The 18,940-nt window shown below is 69.0% G+C and carries 18 protein-coding genes; 9 read left to right on the top strand and 9 right to left on the bottom strand.

From position 1 onward, the window contains the following. Window positions 1-128: 128 nt before the first annotated feature. From OSC30_RS16370 to asnS, 4 genes are all read right to left on the bottom strand, one after another. Window positions 129-917, bottom strand: coding sequence for an SDR family oxidoreductase (locus tag OSC30_RS16370; RefSeq protein WP_267172918.1), 789 nt, complete (start codon window positions 915-917; stop codon window positions 129-131). 122 nt (window positions 918-1,039) lie between these two features. Further along, window positions 1,040-1,372 (bottom strand): hypothetical protein, encoded by a 333-nt coding sequence (locus OSC30_RS16375; RefSeq protein WP_267172919.1) that lies wholly within the window; start codon window positions 1,370-1,372, stop codon window positions 1,040-1,042. Beyond that, on the bottom strand, window positions 1,369-2,160 hold the full coding sequence (locus OSC30_RS16380; RefSeq protein WP_267172920.1) for a MalM family protein: 792 nt from the start codon (window positions 2,158-2,160) through the stop codon (window positions 1,369-1,371). The genes OSC30_RS16375 and OSC30_RS16380 overlap by 4 nt, the downstream gene beginning before the upstream one ends. 19 nt (window positions 2,161-2,179) lie before the next feature. Then, complete coding sequence (gene asnS, locus OSC30_RS16385; protein WP_267172921.1) at window positions 2,180-3,595, bottom strand: asparagine--tRNA ligase; 1,416 nt, start codon at window positions 3,593-3,595, stop codon at window positions 2,180-2,182. 128 nt (window positions 3,596-3,723) lie between these two features. Between asnS and OSC30_RS16390 the strand changes: the two genes are divergently transcribed. The 4 genes from OSC30_RS16390 to rplI all read left to right on the top strand — a co-directional run bounded on the left by OSC30_RS16390 (window position 3,724) and on the right by rplI (window position 5,580). Next, window positions 3,724-4,053 carry a HesB/IscA family protein gene (locus tag OSC30_RS16390; RefSeq protein ID WP_267172922.1) on the top strand — a complete coding sequence of 110 codons (330 nt, stop codon included), beginning with the start codon at window positions 3,724-3,726 and terminating at the stop codon, window positions 4,051-4,053. Between the two features lie 165 nt (window positions 4,054-4,218). Further along, on the top strand, window positions 4,219-4,656 hold the full coding sequence (gene rpsF / locus OSC30_RS16395) for a 30S ribosomal protein S6 (RefSeq protein ID WP_267172923.1): 438 nt from the start codon (window positions 4,219-4,221) through the stop codon (window positions 4,654-4,656). Window positions 4,657-4,673: 17 nt separating this feature from the next. Beyond that, the gene (gene rpsR / locus OSC30_RS16400; RefSeq protein ID WP_007081973.1) at window positions 4,674-4,904 is read left to right on the top strand and encodes a 30S ribosomal protein S18; all 231 of its coding nucleotides are present in this window, start codon (window positions 4,674-4,676) and stop codon (window positions 4,902-4,904) included. Between the two features lie 226 nt (window positions 4,905-5,130). Beyond that, window positions 5,131-5,580 (top strand): 50S ribosomal protein L9, encoded by a 450-nt coding sequence (rplI, locus tag OSC30_RS16405; RefSeq protein ID WP_267172924.1) that lies wholly within the window; start codon window positions 5,131-5,133, stop codon window positions 5,578-5,580. 99 nt (window positions 5,581-5,679) lie between these two features. Here the strand turns inward: rplI and OSC30_RS16410 are convergent, their stop codons facing one another. Continuing rightward, complete coding sequence (locus OSC30_RS16410) at window positions 5,680-6,030, bottom strand: hypothetical protein (protein ID WP_267172925.1); 351 nt, start codon at window positions 6,028-6,030, stop codon at window positions 5,680-5,682. A 142-nt stretch (window positions 6,031-6,172) separates the two neighbouring features. Here OSC30_RS16410 and OSC30_RS16415 point away from each other — a divergent pair, with 142 nt between their 5' ends. Next, entirely contained in the window at window positions 6,173-6,877 is a 705-nt protein-coding gene (locus OSC30_RS16415) for a VIT1/CCC1 transporter family protein (RefSeq protein ID WP_267172926.1), read from the top strand. A gap of 83 nt (window positions 6,878-6,960) precedes the next feature. Then, the gene (locus OSC30_RS16420; RefSeq protein ID WP_267172927.1) at window positions 6,961-7,809 is read left to right on the top strand and encodes a DUF3014 domain-containing protein; all 849 of its coding nucleotides are present in this window, start codon (window positions 6,961-6,963) and stop codon (window positions 7,807-7,809) included. 34 nt (window positions 7,810-7,843) lie between these two features. Here OSC30_RS16420 and OSC30_RS16425 read toward each other — a convergent pair whose 3' ends face one another. Further along, complete coding sequence (locus tag OSC30_RS16425) at window positions 7,844-8,743, bottom strand: NAD(P)/FAD-dependent oxidoreductase (RefSeq protein ID WP_267172928.1); 900 nt, start codon at window positions 8,741-8,743, stop codon at window positions 7,844-7,846. 286 nt (window positions 8,744-9,029) lie between these two features. Between OSC30_RS16425 and OSC30_RS16430 the strand changes: the two genes are divergently transcribed. Continuing rightward, window positions 9,030-11,684: a PAS domain-containing protein gene (locus tag OSC30_RS16430; RefSeq protein ID WP_267172929.1), complete on the top strand. Its 2,655-nt coding sequence runs from the start codon at window positions 9,030-9,032 to the stop codon at window positions 11,682-11,684. A gap of 51 nt (window positions 11,685-11,735) precedes the next feature. Here the strand turns inward: OSC30_RS16430 and OSC30_RS16435 are convergent, their stop codons facing one another. Together OSC30_RS16435 and OSC30_RS16440 are read right to left on the bottom strand one after the other, a co-directional pair. Beyond that, window positions 11,736-13,955: a putative bifunctional diguanylate cyclase/phosphodiesterase gene (locus tag OSC30_RS16435; protein WP_267172930.1), complete on the bottom strand. Its 2,220-nt coding sequence runs from the start codon at window positions 13,953-13,955 to the stop codon at window positions 11,736-11,738. A gap of 94 nt (window positions 13,956-14,049) precedes the next feature. Next, window positions 14,050-16,947, bottom strand: a complete 2,898-nt coding sequence (locus OSC30_RS16440; protein ID WP_267172931.1) for a PAS domain-containing protein — start codon at window positions 16,945-16,947, stop codon at window positions 14,050-14,052. A gap of 194 nt (window positions 16,948-17,141) precedes the next feature. Here OSC30_RS16440 and OSC30_RS16445 point away from each other — a divergent pair, with 194 nt between their 5' ends. Continuing rightward, window positions 17,142-17,729 (top strand): YceI family protein, encoded by a 588-nt coding sequence (locus OSC30_RS16445; RefSeq protein ID WP_267172932.1) that lies wholly within the window; start codon window positions 17,142-17,144, stop codon window positions 17,727-17,729. Between the two features lie 202 nt (window positions 17,730-17,931). Further along, window positions 17,932-18,120, top strand: coding sequence for a hypothetical protein (locus OSC30_RS16450; RefSeq protein WP_267172933.1), 189 nt, complete (start codon window positions 17,932-17,934; stop codon window positions 18,118-18,120). A 25-nt stretch (window positions 18,121-18,145) separates the two neighbouring features. On the opposite strand, the gene OSC30_RS16455 is transcribed toward OSC30_RS16450, so the two are convergent. Next, complete coding sequence (locus tag OSC30_RS16455; protein ID WP_267172934.1) at window positions 18,146-18,595, bottom strand: cupin domain-containing protein; 450 nt, start codon at window positions 18,593-18,595, stop codon at window positions 18,146-18,148. Window positions 18,596-18,940: the final 345 nt, after the last annotated feature.

Genomic DNA, 18,940 nt, shown 5'->3' on the forward strand with positions numbered 1-18,940 from the left:
GCCAGATCGATTGCAATGGTCGTAATCTTGCTCATGACTCGCCCTCCGCATGTGACGGTGAAAGCGTTATCTCACCGCTGGCGCCATGACGCCTAAGTGCGCGGGGGCGAGTCCATGTGATTACGGGGCTAGCTCAGCGCGCGCGTGCGGCCGCCGTCGACCGCGATGCTGACGCCGTTGACGTAGGCGGCGGCCGGCGTGCACAGGAAGGCGATCACCGCGGCGACTTCGGCCGGCTCGCCGAAGCGGCGCGCGGGGATCGTGGCCATCAGGTCGCGGGCGATGTCGTTCTCGCTGCGTCCGCTGTTCTTCGCCTGCGTGCCGAGCAGGCTGTCCAGCCGTCCCGTGCGGGTATAGCCGGGCAATACGTTGTTGACCGTGATGCCGTCGGCGGCCAGTTCGCCAGAGAGCGTCTTGGCCCAGGCGGCGACTGCCGCGCGCACGGTGTTGGAGACACCCAGGTTCGGGATCGGCTCCTTCACCGAGGTGGAAATCACGTTGACGATGCGGCCATAACCAGCCTCGCGCATGCTCGGCAGCAAGGCCTGCACCATCGCCTGGCCGGCGATGAGGTGCTGGCGGAAAGCCGCCTCGAAGGCCGCCGGGTCGGCAATGTGCGCCGGGCCGCCAGGCGGGCCGCCGCTGTTGTTGATGAGGATGTGCACCGGGCCGGCCGCGGCAACCTCGGTGACCACGCCCTGCAGGCGCGTAGTGTCGAGCATGTCGACCGCCTGCCAGCGGTGTTCCTGGTCGCGCGGGCGCGGCAGCTTGCTGGCCAGCTCCTCCAGCGGCCCCGGGGAGCGCGAGAGCAGGGTGACGCTGGCGCCCAGTTCGGCCAGTTCGATCGCGCTGGCGCGGCCGATGCCTTGCGAGGCGCCGCAGACCAGTGCGTGGCGGCCCGTGAGATCCAGGTCCATTGAATGCCTCCTTGGTTGGAAGTGCCCTTGCAGGAGCCCGCTCGCGGGCGATGCCCTTTGTCCTGATCGATCAGAGTGAAAGCATCGCCCGCGAGCGGGCTCCTACAGGGCGCCGAAGACCTTCAGCGCGCTTTCCACTGCAGGAACATGGCAGCGAACCAGCAGCCCCAGGCCAGCCACGGAGCCACCCGCCACAGCCGGAACCAGCGCGTGATCGCCTCGTCCTGCAACAGCTCGGGCAGGCGCGGTTGGGACGAACGCAGCACGTGCTGCATGCGCATCCAGGTGCGCACGCCGCTGGGGCGTCCCTGCTCGGGCTCGGCGATGATCTTCCATTGTTGCGGGTGATGCTCGCGTAGCAACCGCGCCATGCGGTACTGCGCCAGGTAATACAGCACGAAGCAGACGACGCCGCCGGCCAGGAGCAACAGGTAAAGCGCGACAAGGGAGTTCACGTTCCGCTCTTGCTCCAGTGCGTCGGCAGGGCGGTGCGCAAGGTGTTGAGCAGGCCGTTGCCCTGGGGTGCCTTGTCGCAGATGCCGTTCTCGACGGCCTTGGCGTAGCTTTCGCTCATCAAACCGATCCAGACTGTGCCGTCCGGCCCGTGCGGGATGCGGAAGCTGCCGTTGGAGGTCATGCGCACCGGCGCCTGCGCCGAAAACGAAGCCGGCGACTGCTCCCAGTAAGTGTCGCCGGCCTGCTGGTCGGCCGAGCTGTAGACGACCAGGTAGCGTGCCTTGTCGCTAGTCACCTTCAGCTCGCCGAAGGCGCCGGTGGTGGCGCTGCTCCAGCCCATGTATTCGCACAGCGGCACGTCCTGCGACTCGATCGGCTGGAAGGCCGCGTCCAGCAGGACGGTGGTCGGCGCGAACAGGTAGCTCGAGTGCAGCCAGCGCCCGTTCAATTCGGACTTCAGCGCCACGCGATAAGGCACCTTGACGTCGGTGGGCAGGTGGAAGGCGAGGAAGTAGCTGCGCACGCCATTCAGGCTGGCCACCATGCTGCCCGGGCCCAGCTCGAACTTCTTCGGCCGCCACGGCAGCGGCGTCTGGTAGGAGAAATCCGCGAAGCTGCCGCAGCAGGGCGTGGCCTGCTGCAACTGCAGCTTGGCCTGCGCCAGCGCGTCGCCGGAATCGGTCGGCGCGCGCAGGTTCGGTGGCACCAGCACCTTGATGCTGTGGCAAGCGCCCAGCAACAGGGTGAGGAGGACCAGCAGGGTTGTCAGCGGAAGACGACGGGACATAAGCAATCGGACATGCTCGTCAGAACAGGGCGGATCCGGCGGCGCGCGGGTAGGGGATCGCGTCGCGGATGTTGGAGAGCCCGCACACATAGCACAGCAGGCGCTCGAAGCCCAGCCCGAAGCCCGCGTGCGGCACCGTGCCGTAGCGACGCAGGTCGCGGTACCAGCCGTAGGTGTCCGCATCCAGGCCGAACTGGGCCATGCGGCGATCCAGGTAATCCAGGCGCTCTTCGCGCTGCGCGCCGCCGATGATCTCGCCGATCCCCGGCGCGAGCACGTCCATCGCGGCGACGGTCTTCTCGTCGTCGTTCAGGCGCATGTAGAAGGCCTTGATCGCCTCGGGGTAGTTCATCACCACCACCGGGCGACCGACGTGCTTCTCGGCCAGGTAGCGCTCGTGCTCGGTCTGCAGGTCGATGCCCCAGGCCACCGGGTACTCGAACTTCTGGCCGCAGTTCTTCAGGATCTCGATGGCGTCGGTGTAGTCGATCCGCTCGAACGGCTGGGCGATAAAATGCTCCAGCCGAGTAATCGCATCGGACGCCACGCGCTCGGCGAAGAAGGCCATGTCGTCGCCACGCTCCTCCAGCACCGCCTTGAAGATCGCCTTGAGGAAGCGCTCGGCGCTGTCGGCGCATGCGGCCAGGTCGGCGAAGGCGATCTCCGGCTCGATCATCCAGAACTCGGCAAGGTGCCGTGGCGTGTTGGAGTTCTCCGCGCGGAAGGTCGGGCCGAAGGTGTAGACCTTGCTCATCGCCAGGCAGTAGGCCTCCACGTTGAGCTGGCCGGAAACGGTCAGGAACGCCTCGCGGCCGAAGAAATCCTTGCGGAAGTCGACCTTGCCCTCGTCCGTGCGCGGCAGGTTGGCCAGGTCCAGCGTGGACAGCCGGAACATGTCGCCGGCGCCCTCGGCGTCGGAGGTGGTGATGATCGGCGTGTTGACCCAGAAGAAGCCTTCGGCGGTCAGGTGGCGATGGATCGCCATCATCATCGTGTGGCGCACGCGCGTGACCGCACCGAACAGGTTGGTGCGCGGGCGCAGGTGGGCGACCTCGCGCAGGAATTCCATCGAGTGCTGCTTGGGTTGGATCGGGTAGGTCTCCGGATCGTCCACGAACCCGGTGACGACGACTTCGCTGGCCTGGATCTCGAACGCCTGGCCCTTGCCCTGCGAGGGCACCAGCATGCCGGTGACGATCACGCCGGCACCGGCGGTCAGGTGGCGGACCTCGCTTTCGTAGTTGGCCAGCGTGGCCGGCGCCACCGCCTGGATCGGGTCGAAGCAGGAGCCGTCGCTGACGTTGACGAACGACAGCCCGGCCTTGGAATCGCGCCGCGTGCGCACCCAGCCACGCACGGTCACCGTGTTGCCGGCCTCGATCGCGCCGGAAAGGGCCTGTTTGACGCTGGACAAGGTCGGGCTTGCAACCGGCATGGGATTGAAACTCCTGCGCGCGCGCCGCATCCGGGCGCTGTCGTGTTCGATTCGCGCGCCGGTATCGGCGCGTCGGGACAAACCCGCATGATAATGTAGGCCTGCGTCCTACTTCACCCTTCAGGGCCATGAACAGCATCTCGATCACTCCCCCCGCCCGCGACCGCATCCGCCAGTTCCTCGCCCAGACACCCGGCGCGGCCGGCGTGCGCTTCGGCGTCAAACGCACCGGCTGTTCGGGCTTTGCCTACGTGGTGGACCTGGCCGAGTCCGTACAGGACGGCGACCGGGCGCTGGACGTCGACGGCATTCCGCTGATCGTGGACGCCAAGAGCCTGCCCATGGTGGAGGGCACGGTGATCGATTTCCGCCGGCAGGGGCTCAACGCCGCGTTCGTCTTCCACAACCCCAACGCCACCGGGGAATGTGGTTGCGGCGAGAGCTTCACGGTCGGCTGAGCAGTCACACCTCCGGGAAATCACGTGCGCTTTACGTGGTCGGGCGGGCCAGGATACAATTCCGCTTCTGTCCGCGCCCGATAGGCGCCGGCAGGTACTTGCCTCACCGCCACGGCGGGAGGCTGCCAGGCCTTCGGGCCGCATCCACAAGGAGCCAACACCACAATGACCATGCGTCATTACGAAATCGTGTTCCTGGTCCACCCTGACCAGAGCGAGCAGGTCCCGGCCATGATCGACCGCTACAAGGCGTTGATCGAGGCCGATGGCGGCCAGATCCACCGCCTCGAGGACTGGGGCCGCCGCCAGCTGGCGTACCCGATCGAGAACCTGGCCAAGGCGCATTACGTCCTGCTCAACATCGAAGTGGGCCAGAACGCGCTGAACGAGCTGGAGTCCGGCTTCCGCTTCAACGACGCCGTGCTGCGCCACCTGGTGGTCCGCCGCGACGAGGCCGACACCGAGCCGTCCTTCATCCTCAAGTCGAAGGAAAAGGACGACGCCAAGTCTTCCTCGCGTCGCCGCGATGACGACAGCGACGGTGACGAGCGTCCGGCGCGCCGCGAGCGCGAAGACCGCGACAACAACCGCGACGCCGACTGATCCAGGAGCCCTGACCCATGTCCAAGTTCTTCCGCCGCCGCAAGTTCTGCCGCTTCACTGCCGAAGACGTGAAGGAGATCGACTACAAGGATCTCAACACGCTCCGCCAGTACGTCACCGAGAACGGCAAGATCGTGCCCAGCCGCATCACCGGCACCAAGGCGCGCTACCAGCGCCAGCTGGCCACCGCCATCAAGCGCGCCCGCTTCCTGTCGCTGCTGCCGTACACCGACAACCACGACGTCTGAGCTGATTGATCCTTCTCCCTCCGGGGAGAAGGTGCCCCGAAGGGGCGGATGAGGGGGCAGGGCTTGCGCGGAACTCGGGGATCGAAGCCTTGGCTTTGATGGAGTTCACCGCCAGACCGGCCGCTCACCCCAGCCCTCAACCCCAGAGGGGAGAGGGAGCAAAGACAACTTCGGACAACCGTCCACGGCTGCGCCGGCTTTCCGGCGCTAACGAAAGGAAAAACCCATGGAACTGATTCTTCTCGAAAAAGTCCGCAACCTCGGCAACCTGGGCGACAAGGTCAAGGTCAAGCCGGGTTACGGCCGCAACTACCTGCTGCCGCAAGGCAAGGCCGTGCCGGTCAACGCCGCCAACCTCGAAGCCTTCGAGAAGCGCCGCGCCGAATACGAAGCCAAGGCCAACAGCCTGCTGTCCGACGCCGAAGCCCGCAAGGCCAAGCTCGAGGGCGCCGAGGTGACCATCGCCGCGCACGCCAGCCCGGAAGGCAAGCTGTACGGATCGGTCGGCCCGCGTGAAATCGCCGACGCGCTGGAAGCGGCCGGCCACAAGGTCGGCAAGGGCGAAGTGATCCAGGGCGAAGGCCCGATCCGCCACACCGGTGAGTTCGAGGTGGTGGTCAGCCTGCACGCCGACGTGCAGACGCAGGTCAAGGTGATCGTGGTCGGCGAGAAGTAAGCCGATCCGTCCCCACGCAAGAGAAAACGGGCGCCCTCGGGCGCCCGTTTTCGTTGAGGCCTTGCATGGGCGATCGCGCGCGCGGCAGGGCGCAGCGCCTCAGCGCCCGCGGTCCGGCGGGGCGCTCACCTTGTACGGCAGCTCGGACGGTTCGATCGGTGCCGCGGTGCCTGGGGGCGCCTTACCCATGCCCGGCGGACCGCCGGTGGCCGCGTCACCCATGCGGTTGCCCTTCCCGGACAGCGCCATGCCGCTGCCCAGGCTCGGATCGGGGGCATCGCCGGTGCCGGCGCCCCGGGCGGCATCGTTGACGGTGCCGGACTGCACGCCGCCGACACCGCCGGCGCCGCCCGCCTGGGCCGCGCCCATGCCGGTGCCACTGCCGCTGACGGCCGGATTGCCGGTGGTCTTGCCGGGGCCGCCGCTCGGCGGGTTGGTCGATCGGGACATGACATTTTCCTCCGCAGGCAATGCGGCGATGCTGCCCAGGCAGCAGTGACCACCCCGTAAAACCGCGCGGCTATCGCGCTCGGCGGATCGACAGCCGCCAGGCACGGTTATGCTCACGCCGGGTCCATCGAACGGAGCGGGCATGCACCGCCATCATCACCACCACCACGAACGCCACCGTACCGGCCACATGGCCTGGCTGCGCGCGGCCGTGCTCGGGGCCAACGACGGCATCGTTTCCACTGCCAGTTTGCTGATGGGCGTGGCGGCGGCCGATGCCGGGCGGCATGCAGTGCTGCTGGCCGGCGTGGCGGCGCTGGTGGCCGGGGCGATGTCGATGGCCGCCGGCGAATACGTGTCGGTGCATTCGCAGGCCGACAACGAGGAGGCCGAACTGGCGCGCGAGCGCGAGGAACTGGCCACCGATACCGCCGCCGAGCACCGCGAGCTGGCGACCATTTATGTCGGTCGAGGACTCGAGCCGGCGCTGGCACGGCAGGTGGCCGAGCAACTGATGGCGCACGATGCGCTCGATGCGCACGCGCGCGACGAACTGGGCATCACCGAGGTGCTCAAGGCGCGTCCGCTGCAGGCGGCAGGCGCTTCGGCGGCGAGTTTCGCGGGCGGCGCGGCGGTGCCGCTGCTGATCGCCGCGGTCGCGCCGCCGGCGGCGCAGCTGGCGCTGGTGTTCGCCGTCTCGCTGGCCTGCCTGGCCCTGCTGGGCGCGGCCGCCGCGCGCATGGGTGGCGCCGCGCCCGGCAAGGGCGCACTGCGCATCGCGTTCTGGGGCGCCCTGGCGATGGCGGCCACGACGGTTGCGGGCAAGCTGTTCGGCATCGCGCCCTAATCATCTTTCCCGTTGCGGGTTGCACATCGTCGCCCGGAGCGTTATCCAAAGGGCTGGCATTCGAATACAGGCGGGAACGTCATTTGAAAAAGAAGAAGTCTTCGGCAGGGCAGTGGGTGATATCGGCCATCGTGGTGGTCGTGGCCATTGCGGTGGGCGTGTTCATCTGGCGCAAGGCGACGCAGGCGGGAGGGGGGAAAGCGCCCGTGGCGGCATCCTCGACCGCGGCCAATGCCGGGCAGGGGCCGGCGCACGCCTCCACCGCGATCCAGCACCCGATCGCGCAGGCCGGCCCGGCGCCGGCGTCGACCTCCCCGCTGCCGGCGCTGGACGCCAGCGACACGAGCGTGGCCGATGGCTTGCTGGCGCTTGCCGGCGGCGACGCGCTGGATGGCCTGTTGCATCGCCAGCAGATCATCCGCCGCGTCGTGGCGACCGTCGACGCCCTGCCGCGGCAAAGCGTGGGCAGCAACATCCTGCCCGTCCAGACGCCCAAAGGGGCGTTCCTGGTCGAGCAGGGCGATGGCGCCGTCACGCTGAGCCCGCGCAATGCCGAGCGCTACGCGCCGTACATGCGGGTGCTGGATGGCACCGACCCGAAGGCGCTGGTCGCCTGGTACGTTGCGCACTACCCGTTGTTCCAGCAGGCCTACCGCGACCTGGGCTATCCGAAGGGTTATTTCAACGATCGCCTGATCGCCGCCATCGACGACATGCTTGCCGCGCCGGTGCCCGAGGCGCCGGTGCAACTGGTGCAGCCGAAGGTTTTCTACCGCTACGCCGACGCCGGCCTGGAGACGCGCTCGGCGGGGCAGAAGATGCTGATGCGCATGGGTGCGGACAACGAGGCCAGGGTGAAGGCGAAGCTGCGCCAGATCCGCGACCTGCTTACCGGCGTGACGCTGCCGGCGTCGTCGTCGTCGGCACAATGAGGACAGAGCGGGCAGCGAAGCGGCGAAAGCCCGCTCAGCAATAGTTCGCCGGCAGCCGCCGATGCACGGCGGTGGCCGCCACGGCGGCGTGGCCGACCGCCACGCTGATCTGGTTCAGCGCGCTGACCACGTCGCCGATCGCATAGACGCCGGCGACGCTGGTCTGCCGATGCTCGTCCACGACCAGCGCGCCCTCGGGGTCGAGTGTGGCGCCCAGACCGGCGGCCAGGTCCGATTGCGCATCGGCGCCCAGCACGGGATAGAGCGTGTCCAGCCGCAGCCGGCGGCCGTCGTCGAAGTGCGCCAGGCAGGCACCGTCGATCAGGTCCAGGCGTTGCGGCGCGGGCCACAACTGCACGCCGCGGTCGGTCGCGCGGCGTTGCAGTGACTCATCCAGCGGAGCGTCATCCGCGGCCAGCGCGCAGACCTGGCTGGAGAAGGTACGCAGGAACGCGGCATGGTCGAGCGCCGTGGCCGCCGGCCCGAGTACGCCGATCACGTCGTTGCGCGCCTCGTAGGCGTCGCAGACCGCACACAACCGCACCGTGCCGGCGGCGATCGCCTGCTCGACGCCCGCGATCGCGGGCAGGCGGTCGACCACGCCGGTGGCCAGGATCACCATGCGCGCATGCCAGTGGCGTTCGCCATCGCTGGCGGTAAAACCGCCGTCGTGGCGGCTGAGCTGGGTGATGCGCGTGCTCGCCAAGGGTACGTCGTAGGCCTGCGCCTGCAAGCGGAAGCGCGCCAGCAGTTCGTTGCCGGCCACGCCGAAGGGGAAACCGGGGCAGTTGTGACTGGCCGGGATCCAGCGCGCACGGCTGGCGCCCGCGTCGGCCACCAGGATATGGCGGCGGAAGCGGGCCAGGTAAGTGGCCGCGGTCAGGCCGGCCGGGCCGGCACCCACGATCAGGCAATCGAGCGGATTCTGGGACATGCGGGAGGTCCGATGGGGCGACAGCCGCGGTCGTGGCGGCGTGAATGGGCGCTTGCCGGCAGACGCAGCGGACGCGGCAAGGTCACCCTCACGACCTCTTGCCGGCCCGGCGACAGTGAAAAACCCATAGTGTGACGAGCTTCACGCTGCTGGCCCTTGCGTATCGGGCTGATCCGCAGGGCAGCTCCGAGAAGTGAAGCACGGCGGCGGGCCGGCGAGGCAGGCAACGCCCACAGGCCCGATCATCCAACCAGCCCCGGCGCAGGGAGGCCCGCAAGGAAGGGACTTGCCAGCATCCTCCACGCCAGCGTCAGCAGGGGGCGCTCTTCTCGCCGGCACCGGCGAGATGGCGGCGCGCATCCGCGCCTTCCCCTGGGACACCACCTCGCTGGGCCCGGCGGCTGCATGGCCCGCATCGCTGCGCACGCTGGTATCGATGATGCTGGAAAGCGAATTGCCGATCGCGCTCGGCTGGGGCGTCGGGCTCACCTGCCTCTACAACGACGCCTATCGGCCGCTGTTGGGCAACCGGCCCGAGGCATTGGGTCGCCCGTTCCGCGAAGTGTGGCCGGAGGCGCGCAAAATGACCGAGCCGGTGATCCAGCGCGCACTGGAGGGCAAGCCCAGCTGCTTCCGCGACGCGCGCTTCGTCCTCGAGCGCAACGGCGCCCCCGAGCACGCCTATTTCGACTACTGGATCGGCCCCGTCCGCGACGAAAACGGGCAGGTGATGGGCCTGATCAACGAGGCGATCGAGACCAGCCAGCGCGTGCTGGCCGAGCGGCGGCAGCGCTTCCGCACGCGCCTGAGCGATGCTCTGCGCAATCTCAGCGACCCACGCGAGATCATGGCGGTCGCCGCGCGGCGGCTGGGCCGCCATCTGCGCGCCGATCGCGTGGGCTATGCCGAGCTCGACGAGACTGGCGAATTCTTTACCGTCGAGCGCGACTGGGTGCGCGAGGACATGCCCTCGGGCGTGGGGCGGCACCGGCTCAGCGAGTTCGGACCGAAGCTGGTCGCCGAAGCGTTGACCGGGGTGGCGTTGCGCGTGAGCGATCCCTTCGAGGATCCGCGTGTCGACCCGGAGGCGGCCAGGGTCCATCACGCGCTGGGCGGCCTGCGCGGCAGCCTCACCGTGCCGCTGGTCAAGGGCGGGCGGCTGGCGGCTTTCCTCGCGGTCCAGCAGCGCGAGCCGCGGCAATGGACCGACGAGGACGAGGTGCTGGTGCGCGAGGTGGCCGAGCGCACCTGGGCGGCCGTCGAGCGCGCCCGCGCCGAAGCGGCGCTGCGCGCCACCAGCAACCGCTTGCGGCTGATCCTGGAAAACACCACCGGCTACGGCATCCTGACGATCGACCTGAAGGGCCGCATCACCTTGTGGAACCCCGGCGCCGAGCGCCTGATGGGATGGCGCGAAGACGAAGTGCTGGGCAAGCCGGCGGACCTGTTCTTCACGCCACAGGACCGCGACCAGGCCATTCCCGAGCGGGAAATGAAACGCGCGGTCGAGAGCGGCCGTGCCGTGGACGATCGCCAGCACATGCGCAAGGACGGCACCCGCTTCTTCGCCAGCGGCCTGATGATGCCGCTGCGCAACGGCGGTGGCCGACTGCTCGGCTACCTCAAGGTGCTGCGCGATCGCACCCTCGAGCACCAGGCGCAGGAGGCGCTGGAGCGCGGCGTGGCCGAGCGTACCGCCGAGCTGGCCGCGACCAACCGCCAGTTGCTGGCGCAGATCGAGGAACGCGAACGCGTCGAGGCCACGCTGCGCCAGATGCAGCGGCTGGAGGCGGTCGGCCAGCTCACCTCCGGCGTGGCGCACGACTTCAACAACCTGCTCACCGTGATCAGCGGCAACATCGGCATCCTCGAGCGCGCGCTCAGCGGGCCAGGGATCGATCCGGCCCTGCGCCAGCGGCTGGGCTACATGAAGGACGCCGCCACGCGCGGCGCCAAGCTCACCGCGCAACTGCTGGCTTTTTCGCGGAGGCAGCGGCTGGAAGCCAAGGCGGTCGATCTCAACGGCATCGTCGTGGGCATGCGCGATCTGCTGCAGAGCTCCATGGGCGGCTCGGTGCAGCTGGGCATGAAGCTGCAACAGGGGCTGTGGCCGGCGCTGGTCGACCCGACCCAGATCGAGCTGGTGATCCTGAACCTGGCGATCAACGCGCGCGACGCCTCGCCGGTGGGCGGCGACCTGATGGTGGAAACGGCCAACGTGGCGGTGCGCGAACCGGCCGCGCGCCCTGAGGAACCGTGCCCCGGCGATTACGTGATGGTGGCGGTCACCGACCACGGCAGCGGCATGACGCCCGAAGTGCTGGCGCGCGCGTTCGAGCCGTTCTTCACCACCAAGGAGGTGGGCAAGGGGTCCGGCCTGGGCCTGGCGCAGGTGTACGGCTTCGCCAAGCAATCCGGCGGCGGCGTGCGGATCGATACGCGGCTGGGCGAAGGCACCTCGATCAAGGTCTACCTGCCACGCGCGGCGGGCGTCGCGGCCGAGTCGGAGGCGGTGATGCAGGAAGTGGTGCGCCAGGACAACGGCCCGGCGCGGCAGCGCATCCTGCTGGTCGACGACGATGCGGACGTGCGCGAGGTGACCGCGGCGATCCTCACCGAGCGCGGCTACGAGGTGATCGAGGCCGGCAGCGGCGGTTCGGCGCTCGACGTGCTCGAGCGCGAAGGCGGCACGGTCGACCTCATGCTGATGGACTACGCGATGCCGGGCATGAACGGTTCGGAGGTTGCACGCGAGGCCCACGCCAGGCGCCCCTCGCTGCCGATCGTGTTCCTGACCGGCTATGCCGACTTTGCCGCGTTCAAGGAGGTCGGCGACGATCGCATCGTGAGCAAGCCCTTCCGCGACGAGGACCTGCTGGCCAAGGTGTGCACGGTGCTGGACTCGCACCGTCGCGACGGTGCGCCACGTCCCGGAGCCTAGCCAGGCGTGCGCGCTTCCTCGCGCCGCGGTGGGCGGGTGGGCAGGGGGCGCCTAGCTGTTGTCGCCGGACGAGTTCCTGTCGCGCGGCGACCGATCGCGCGGGATAACGCCCTCGGCGGCGTTGCGTTGCGCCTGCGGCAGGGTGCGCGCCTGCTGGTGTTCGGCCAGCCAGCGGCGGAAGCCGTCCTCGTCGACCGGACGGCAGATCAGGTAGCCCTGCAGGCCGTCGCAGCCCAGCCGTTCCAGGGCCAGCCGCTGTGGCACGGTTTCCACGCCTTCGGCCACCGCGGCCATGCCGAGCCGGTGCGCCACGTCGATGATGAAGCTCGCCAGCGGGTTGGCGGCGTCGGGTGTAAGCCCGTTGACGAACGCACGATCGATCTTCAATACGTCCAGGGGCAGCCGCTGCAGGTAGCTCAGCGACGAGTAGCCGGTGCCAAAGTCGTCCAGCGCCAGGCGGAAGCCAGCCCGCGAAAGCTGGTTGAGGGTTTCCAGTGCGCTGTCGAAATCGCGCAGCAGCGCGCTCTCGGTCAGCTCGAGCGTCAGGCGCGAAGGCTCGACGCCGGCGCCACGCACCTGCGCCTCCAATTGCGCGGCGAAGTGCGGGTGGTTGAGCTGCCAGGCGCTCACGTTCACCGCCAGCCGGCCGCCGAAAACCACGCCATCGCGGTCCCATGCGCGGATGTGTGCGCAGGCCTCGCCGATGACCCAGACGCCCAGCGCATGGATCAGGCCGGTTTCCTCGGCCAGCGGGATGAACACGGCCGGCGACAGCTCGCCCAGCTGCGGATGTTGCCAGCGCAGCAATGCCTCGGCGCCGACCAGCTCGCCGCGGCGATTGACCTGCGGCTGGAAGTGCAGCGTGAACTGGTGCGGCATGCGCTCCTGTTCCAGCGCCGTGCGCAGACCGCGCTCCAGCGCCAGCCGGGTGTCGGCCTCCTGCTGCATCGGCTCCAGGAACAGCCGTACGGCATTGCGCCCGGCTGCCTTGGCGCGGTACAGCGCGATGTCGGCGCGGCGCAGCAGGTCGGCCACGCCATCTTCGCCGGCGGGGAACAGCGCCACGCCCACGCTGGCGCCGACCGCCAGAATGCGGTTGTCCACCGCCACCGGCTCGGCCAGGCGCGCGACCATCTGCTCGGCGGCCAGCTGCGCCTGCGCCTGGACCGCCGCGGCCGGGCCGGCCAGCGGACCGAGCACCAGCACGAACTCGTCGCCGCCCAGCCGCGCCAGTATCGAGTCGGGCGGCACGGCGGCGAGCAGGCGGTCGGCGATCGCCTCCAGCATGCGGTCGCCCACTGGATGGCCGAGTGCGTCGTTGATGGTCTTGAAGTTGTCCAGGTCGATCAGCAGCAGCGCGCCGTGCTGCCCCCGGGCGATCGCTTCGGTGTGCAAGGTGGCCAGGTGATCCAGCGCGCGCAGGCGGTTGGGCAGGCCAGTGAGGCTGTCGTGGTAGGCCACGTGGCGCAGGTTGAACTCGGCCTCGCGGCGCGTGTGCGCCTCTGCCTCCAGCCGGCGCGTGGTCAGCTCGAGTTGCACCGTGCGCTGATGCAGCTGGGTTGCCAGCGACAGGCCCATCAGCAGCACGAACGGCAGGAACGAGAACGCATCCAGGTACGGGTAGTGATGGCCGAGCGCGTCGACCACCACGTCGCCCCACAGCAGCGCGCCAAACTGGGACAGCAGGCAGATCGCCAGCAGCGCGCCGCGTAATCGCTCGCCGCCGCGCATTTGTGCCACGGCACAGGAAAGCGCCCACAGGAAAGCGACGTACGTCAGTGCGTGGAACAACAGGCCCCAGACCGAGGGCGTGCCCGCCAGGTCGTACAACCGCTCGCCCCACGGCAGGGCGATGCCCGTGCCCGGCGCCAGCTGCGTGAAGAACACGGTGGCGGGCAACTCCAGGTTGAGCCACATGAACAGGCCCGCCACGGCGCCTACCGCCAGTTGCAGCCGCAACTGCGCCGGGCCGCCGGTATAGGCGCGGATGAACACCACGAACGGCAGGAACGAGATGGCCGCGGCGCCGATCATGGTGCGCAGCGCGGCAGTCGCCACCGGCAGGCCGGAGGCGGTGTGCAACAGGGCGTTGGACAGTGCCAGCGTCGCGATGCACAGGCAGAGCATCGCGTAGGAGAGATAGACCGCTTCGCGGCGACGCCACAGGCCGATGACGGCGAACTGGAGACCGGAGGCCAGCGCGATGCCGGCCGCCGCCACCAGGGCAGCCGTGTAATAGCCGAACGTGAGCGGGACTGCGTCAACCACCATGCTCCCCCTGCATGTAAGGGCTGCCGGTAAACGATAACTTAACTGCCACGTCGCCGATAGCGGGCTCGACGGGAGCGTCGGTCCGCTTCGGCGCTTACCCGACCCTCGCCGGCCATTGGAGATCGCCCACCGGCGCCTCGATGGTGCAGATCAGACCGCCGGGGGCGAAATCCAGCTCCACCCGACCGCCGATCTCGTGGCGCAACCCGCGCTCGATCAGCCGCGAACCGAAGCCGCGCCGTGCCGGCGGAGCCACCGGCGGACCGCCGGACTCGACCCAGCGCAGGCGCAGCAGGCCGTCGGCGGACCAGGCGATGTCGATCACGCCGTCCGGGGTGGACAGCGCGCCGTACTTGACCGCGTTGGTGCCCAGCTCGTGCAGCACCATGGCGAAGGCGAGCGCATGGCGTGGCTGCAGCCACACCGGCGGGCCGGCGGCGTGCAGCCGGTCGTGGTGCTGGTCACGCCAGGGCGCGACCGCCTCTTGCACGATGCCGGCCAGCGGCGCGCCGCCCCAGTGTTCGCGGGTAAGAATGTCGTGCGCGCGCGACAGGGCCATCAGGCGACCCTCGAACCGCTGGCGCGCCAGTTCCGGATCGTCGCCCGGGCGAAAGCTCTGCATCGCCATGGACTGCACCGTCACCAGCGTGTTCTTCACCCGATGGTTGAGTTCGTTCAGCAGCATCCGCTGGTGCCGTTCGTGGCGCTTGCGCTCGGTGATGTCGTTGAACACCACCGCGACCCGCCGGTGCGTGCCGTCGTCCAGCCGGCAGGCATACACGTCGAGCACGCGTCCCTGGGCGATCAGGCCATGCTCGAAGCGGAAGGAATCGCCACTGCCGATGACGGTGTCGAAGGTGTCGTACCAGAACGGCGGCGCCTGGGGAAACACCTCGCGCATGGTGCGGCCGATGACGCCGCCGACGCCGGTGTGCGCCACGAACGCCGGGTTGCTGGCCAGGTAGCGGTAATCGGATGGTTGCCCCGGTGCGGTGTCGACCTTCTCGACCATGCAGAAGCCTTCGTCGATCGCGTCGAACAGGGTGCGGTAGCGCCGCTCGCTCTCGCGCAGCGCGCGTTCGGCGCGGGCGCGCGCCACCGCCGCCCAGGTGCGTTCGGCGACTTCGCCGAGCAGGGCGACCTCTTCGTCGCGCCAGGCGCGCGGCCGGCTCTGGTGGACGTAGAACGCGGCCACGAAGCGCCCTCCCTTGAACAGCGGTACGCCTACGCCGGCGCGCAGGCGCCCAGCCTCGGCATAGGCCGGTTCGGCGCTGCGCGTGCGCGCATCTTGCAGCGTGTCGTCCAGCACCACGGTGCGGCCAGCGCGGTACTGGTGCACCACCTCGACGCCGAAGTCGGCCAGCCGCACGCGGCCGGCCAGGCTGGGCATGTCGCCGTCGGTCCAGTCGCGCTCGACGCTGAAGTACTGGCCGCAGTCGCTCACTTCGCCATAGCCGCAGCGGCCCACCTCCAGATAGCGGCCGACCATGTCGCTGACCGTCGCCATGATCTGGGCGGCATCGCCGAGCCCGCGTATGCGTTCGTCCAACTGCAGGAGGAAAGCCTGTCGTTCCTCGCCCTGGCGCAGGCGCTCCTCCATGCGCCTGCGATCGCTGGTGTCGCGCGAGACGCCCACGACCTGCTCGATGCGGGCACCATCGCCGCGCACGGGACTCCAGACGAACTCGTAGTACGCGCGGGTGCCGGCGGGATTGGTGAAGTACACCTCGTCCTCGATCGTCTCGCCGGTCTGCAGGATGCGCCGGACGTGGCCGTCGAGCCGTTGCGCCAGCGCCTGCGGATAGCCCAGCTCCAGGAAGGTCTTGCCTGCCGGGTCGACCTTCGGGCCAAACAGCTTGCGCGTCGCTTGGTTGACGTAGACGAAGCGGCGCTTGCGGTCGAACGCATAGACGTAGTCGGAAATCGAATCGAGTATGCCGGTGAGGAAACGTGCCTGGCGTTGCGCGCTTGCCTGGTCGTCCGGTGAGTCCGTGTTGGCCTTGGCGCAGGAGCCGCGCAGGCGATCGATCAGCGCCTGCTGGTCCAGATCCAGTTGCGCCTGTGCCTCGCTGGCGTTGCGCAGGCGGACCAGTTCGGTCATGTCCTCGGCGCGATGGATCACCAGCGCGACCTCGCCGCGCGGATCGAACACGGGAGTGTTCATGATGGTCCACCAGCGTTGCCGGGGGCCTTCCGCGGGTCCGCCTTGCGCCACCATCGGCAAGGTGTCGGGAACCCGCCGGCTGACCACGCGCTCCAGCGATGCGCGCAGTTGCCGCTCGGTCGCGACGCGGTCGGGCCACCCGGCGAACAGCTCGAAGACCGGGCGCCCCAGCAGGTTTCCATGGGGCTCGCCGCAAGCCAGTTGCAGCGCGTCGTTGACGGCCACCACGTTGAAATCCGGTGGCGCAAGCAGCAGCAGCGGCGCCGGTGCGGACTGGAACAAGGCACGGAAATCCGCGCCCAGGCCGGCGACGTCCATCAGTTCGCGCAGCCGATGCTCGGCGTGGAACCGCGAGGTGATCTCGATCGCCGTATGCCACGCGCCGGCCACCGCGCCGTAGCGGTCGCGGATGGCCGAGAAGGTGAAAGTGAACACGCGCCGCACCGGCACGCCGCCCGCGCCATCAAGCTCGATCGGCCAGTTTTCGGCCTGGCTCGATTCGCCGCTGGCGAAGACCCGGTCCAGCATCGGGCCGATCAGGTCGCGCGCTTCGCGCCAGTTCTCCAGCGCCGGGCGTCCGAAGATGGCCGGATGGCGGTGCCGCGCGATCGCGCAGTAGGCGTCGTTGTAAAGCTGCAGGCGCTGTTCGCCCCAGAGCACCGCCGTGGGCGTGGGGGAGGCCAGGCAGATGTCCACGGCGGTGCGCAGGTACGGCGGCCAGCCGGCGATCGGTCCGAGCGCGGTCGCGGCCCAGTCATGCCGGCGGATGCAGTCGGCCATCTCGCCTTGGCCGACCGGCCATGAGGAAGAGTGCCGCGTGCTCGCCATGGACGGCTCCGGAGGGGTGTCGACCGCACTGGCATCATGGCAGCAAGTTTTTGCGGTAAAAAGCTGACGCGGAAGGTTGTTTCCGGCCCATTCCCGGACCGGTTCCACGGCAAAACCTGCGCCCGTGTCGAATCCGGCCATGCCCGTTCGTCTTCATCGTGAGGACGCCGCCGGCGTCGGCCACGGGAACCGCCATGCACCACTTCGCCATCCGCCTTTTTCGCCTGCTTCCAATGGCCCTGCTGCTGCCGTTCGCCGCCAGCGCGGCGTCGGTGCGCTACACGCTCGATCCGGATCACACGTACCCGAGCTTCGAGGCCGACCACATGGGCATGTCCACCTGGCGTGGCAAGTTCAATCGCAGCAAGGGATGGGTCGAGCTGGACAAGGCCGCCGGCGGCGGTAGCGTCGAGGTGCGCATCGCGCTGGACAGCATCGATTTCGGGCAGGAGCCGCTCAACGCCTGGGCGCGCGGCAAGGATTTCTTCGATGCGTCGCATCATCCGCAGGCCATCTACAAGGGCCGGCTGGCCGGCTTCGCCAACGGCGCGCCGACGCGGGTGGAGGGTACCCTCAACCTGCACGGCGTCACCCGTCCGCTGACGCTGCGCATCGACCACTTCAAGTGCATGCCGCACCCGCTCACCAAACGGGAATGGTGCGGCGCCGATGCGCTGGGCAGCTTCGACCGCAGCGCGTTCGGGCTGGACGCGGGCAAGGATTACGGCTTCGACATGCAGGTGGCGCTGCGCATCCAGGTCGAGGCGATACGCGACAAGTGAGCCACGTTGCGCGATTCCTCGTCGGCGCCTTCACGTGGGCGTCGGCACGCTCCAGGACGTTGGCGCATCGCGGTTCCCTGGCCGGTGGTGGCACCCCGGCTCCCGCCCCTGCGGTGGCCCATGGCAGAGCCAGGGCAAGGAAGCGCGATGCGCCGCGTTCTTTCCGGGCATTGCGGTGCCCACCGATCTGGAGTCAAGCGCCATGTCCGACAACGGTTACCGCTGCGGCCACGCTCCCTGCCAATGCACCACCGTCCCTGGCGGCGACCAGTATTGCAGCGACCATTGCCGCGAAGCGGCGAACTCCGGTCGCAGCGAGGGGGCGTGCGGCTGTGGCCACGAAGTATGCAAGAGCGACCCCGAGGGCGACCTGGGCAAGGGCGGGGAATGACCGCGCGGGGTTTGCCAGTGCCGCGCTAGTAGGGGGTGCCGTCCTTGTGGGTGAAACCGCCGCTGCCTTCGACGTACAAGTCGATATCCGGGTAGTGGCAGGCATCGTCGTCCGAGCGCGTGCCGATTTCCAGATAGACGGCCGTTTCGCTGCCGCGGTTGATCAGGTGGTGGCCGTCGGCCACGTTCTTGGCAAAGGCGGCGTATTCGCCCGCGCGCAGCGGCTGCTCCCCCGCGTCGGTGACCAGCACCAGTTCGCCTGACAGCACATACACGAACTCGTCCTCGCGGGTATGCCAGTGGCGCTGGCTGGACCAGCCGCCCGGCGGCAGGCGGGTCAGGTTGACGCCGAAATCGGACAGCTCGCCGGCATCGCCCAGCGCCTGCCTGATGCGGCCTTGGGCGGCTTGCGCATAAGGCGCCGGATAGCGCGAGCCGCGGTATTCGGAAACCTTCGAGGGGTCGATCTTGGGCATGGCGGTGCTCCCGGGAAAATGTCCATCGTGCACCGACCCCGCCGGGAACCTCGGAAAACTCCTTCTGGCCCGGCGCGGGCATCACGCCATGGCCAAGCCAACCCACCGCCGCCCCTTTGCGGGAGTCCACTTGCGGGCGAAGCCCCCGGCCCGCCCGATCACCCACAAGTGGGCTCCTGCAGATCCACCGAGGTGGGCCGGCGCCGGCATCTGCGAGCGGGCTCCTTGTATGTTGCTCACGCACACACAGAGGTGCGAACCAAGCAAGTGTGTTTCCGGGGAGGCCGTGGGCTCCTTGAGGCGAAATCTTCGACCTCGTCTGTAGAGCGGCCCCCCGCCTCATTG

This window comes from Frateuria hangzhouensis (genome assembly GCF_026410505.1).
Taxonomy (GTDB): domain Bacteria; phylum Pseudomonadota; class Gammaproteobacteria; order Xanthomonadales; family Rhodanobacteraceae; genus Frateuria_A; species Frateuria_A hangzhouensis.

Bases quoted from the DNA above. Each gene is read 5' to 3' on its own strand.
- OSC30_RS16370 (WP_267172918.1), bottom strand. From the start codon at position 917: ATGGACCTGGATCTCACGGGCCGCCACGCACTGGTCTGCGGCGCCTCG.
- OSC30_RS16380 (WP_267172920.1), bottom strand. From the start codon at position 2,160: ATGTCCCGTCGTCTTCCGCTGACAACCCTGCTGGTCCTCCTCACCCTG.
- asnS (WP_267172921.1), bottom strand. From the start codon at position 3,595: ATGCCGGTTGCAAGCCCGACCTTGTCCAGCGTCAAACAGGCCCTTTCC.
- OSC30_RS16390 (WP_267172922.1), top strand. From the start codon at position 3,724: ATGAACAGCATCTCGATCACTCCCCCCGCCCGCGACCGCATCCGCCAG.
- rpsF (WP_267172923.1), top strand. From the start codon at position 4,219: ATGACCATGCGTCATTACGAAATCGTGTTCCTGGTCCACCCTGACCAG.
- rpsR (WP_007081973.1), top strand. From the start codon at position 4,674: ATGTCCAAGTTCTTCCGCCGCCGCAAGTTCTGCCGCTTCACTGCCGAA.
- rplI (WP_267172924.1), top strand. From the start codon at position 5,131: ATGGAACTGATTCTTCTCGAAAAAGTCCGCAACCTCGGCAACCTGGGC.
- OSC30_RS16410 (WP_267172925.1), bottom strand. From the start codon at position 6,030: ATGTCCCGATCGACCAACCCGCCGAGCGGCGGCCCCGGCAAGACCACC.
- OSC30_RS16415 (WP_267172926.1), top strand. From the start codon at position 6,173: ATGCACCGCCATCATCACCACCACCACGAACGCCACCGTACCGGCCAC.
- OSC30_RS16425 (WP_267172928.1), bottom strand. From the start codon at position 8,743: ATGTCCCAGAATCCGCTCGATTGCCTGATCGTGGGTGCCGGCCCGGCC.
- OSC30_RS16435 (WP_267172930.1), bottom strand. From the start codon at position 13,955: ATGGTGGTTGACGCAGTCCCGCTCACGTTCGGCTATTACACGGCTGCC.
- OSC30_RS16440 (WP_267172931.1), bottom strand. From the start codon at position 16,947: ATGGCGAGCACGCGGCACTCTTCCTCATGGCCGGTCGGCCAAGGCGAG.
- OSC30_RS16445 (WP_267172932.1), top strand. From the start codon at position 17,142: ATGCACCACTTCGCCATCCGCCTTTTTCGCCTGCTTCCAATGGCCCTG.
- OSC30_RS16450 (WP_267172933.1), top strand. From the start codon at position 17,932: ATGTCCGACAACGGTTACCGCTGCGGCCACGCTCCCTGCCAATGCACC.
- OSC30_RS16455 (WP_267172934.1), bottom strand. From the start codon at position 18,595: ATGCCCAAGATCGACCCCTCGAAGGTTTCCGAATACCGCGGCTCGCGC.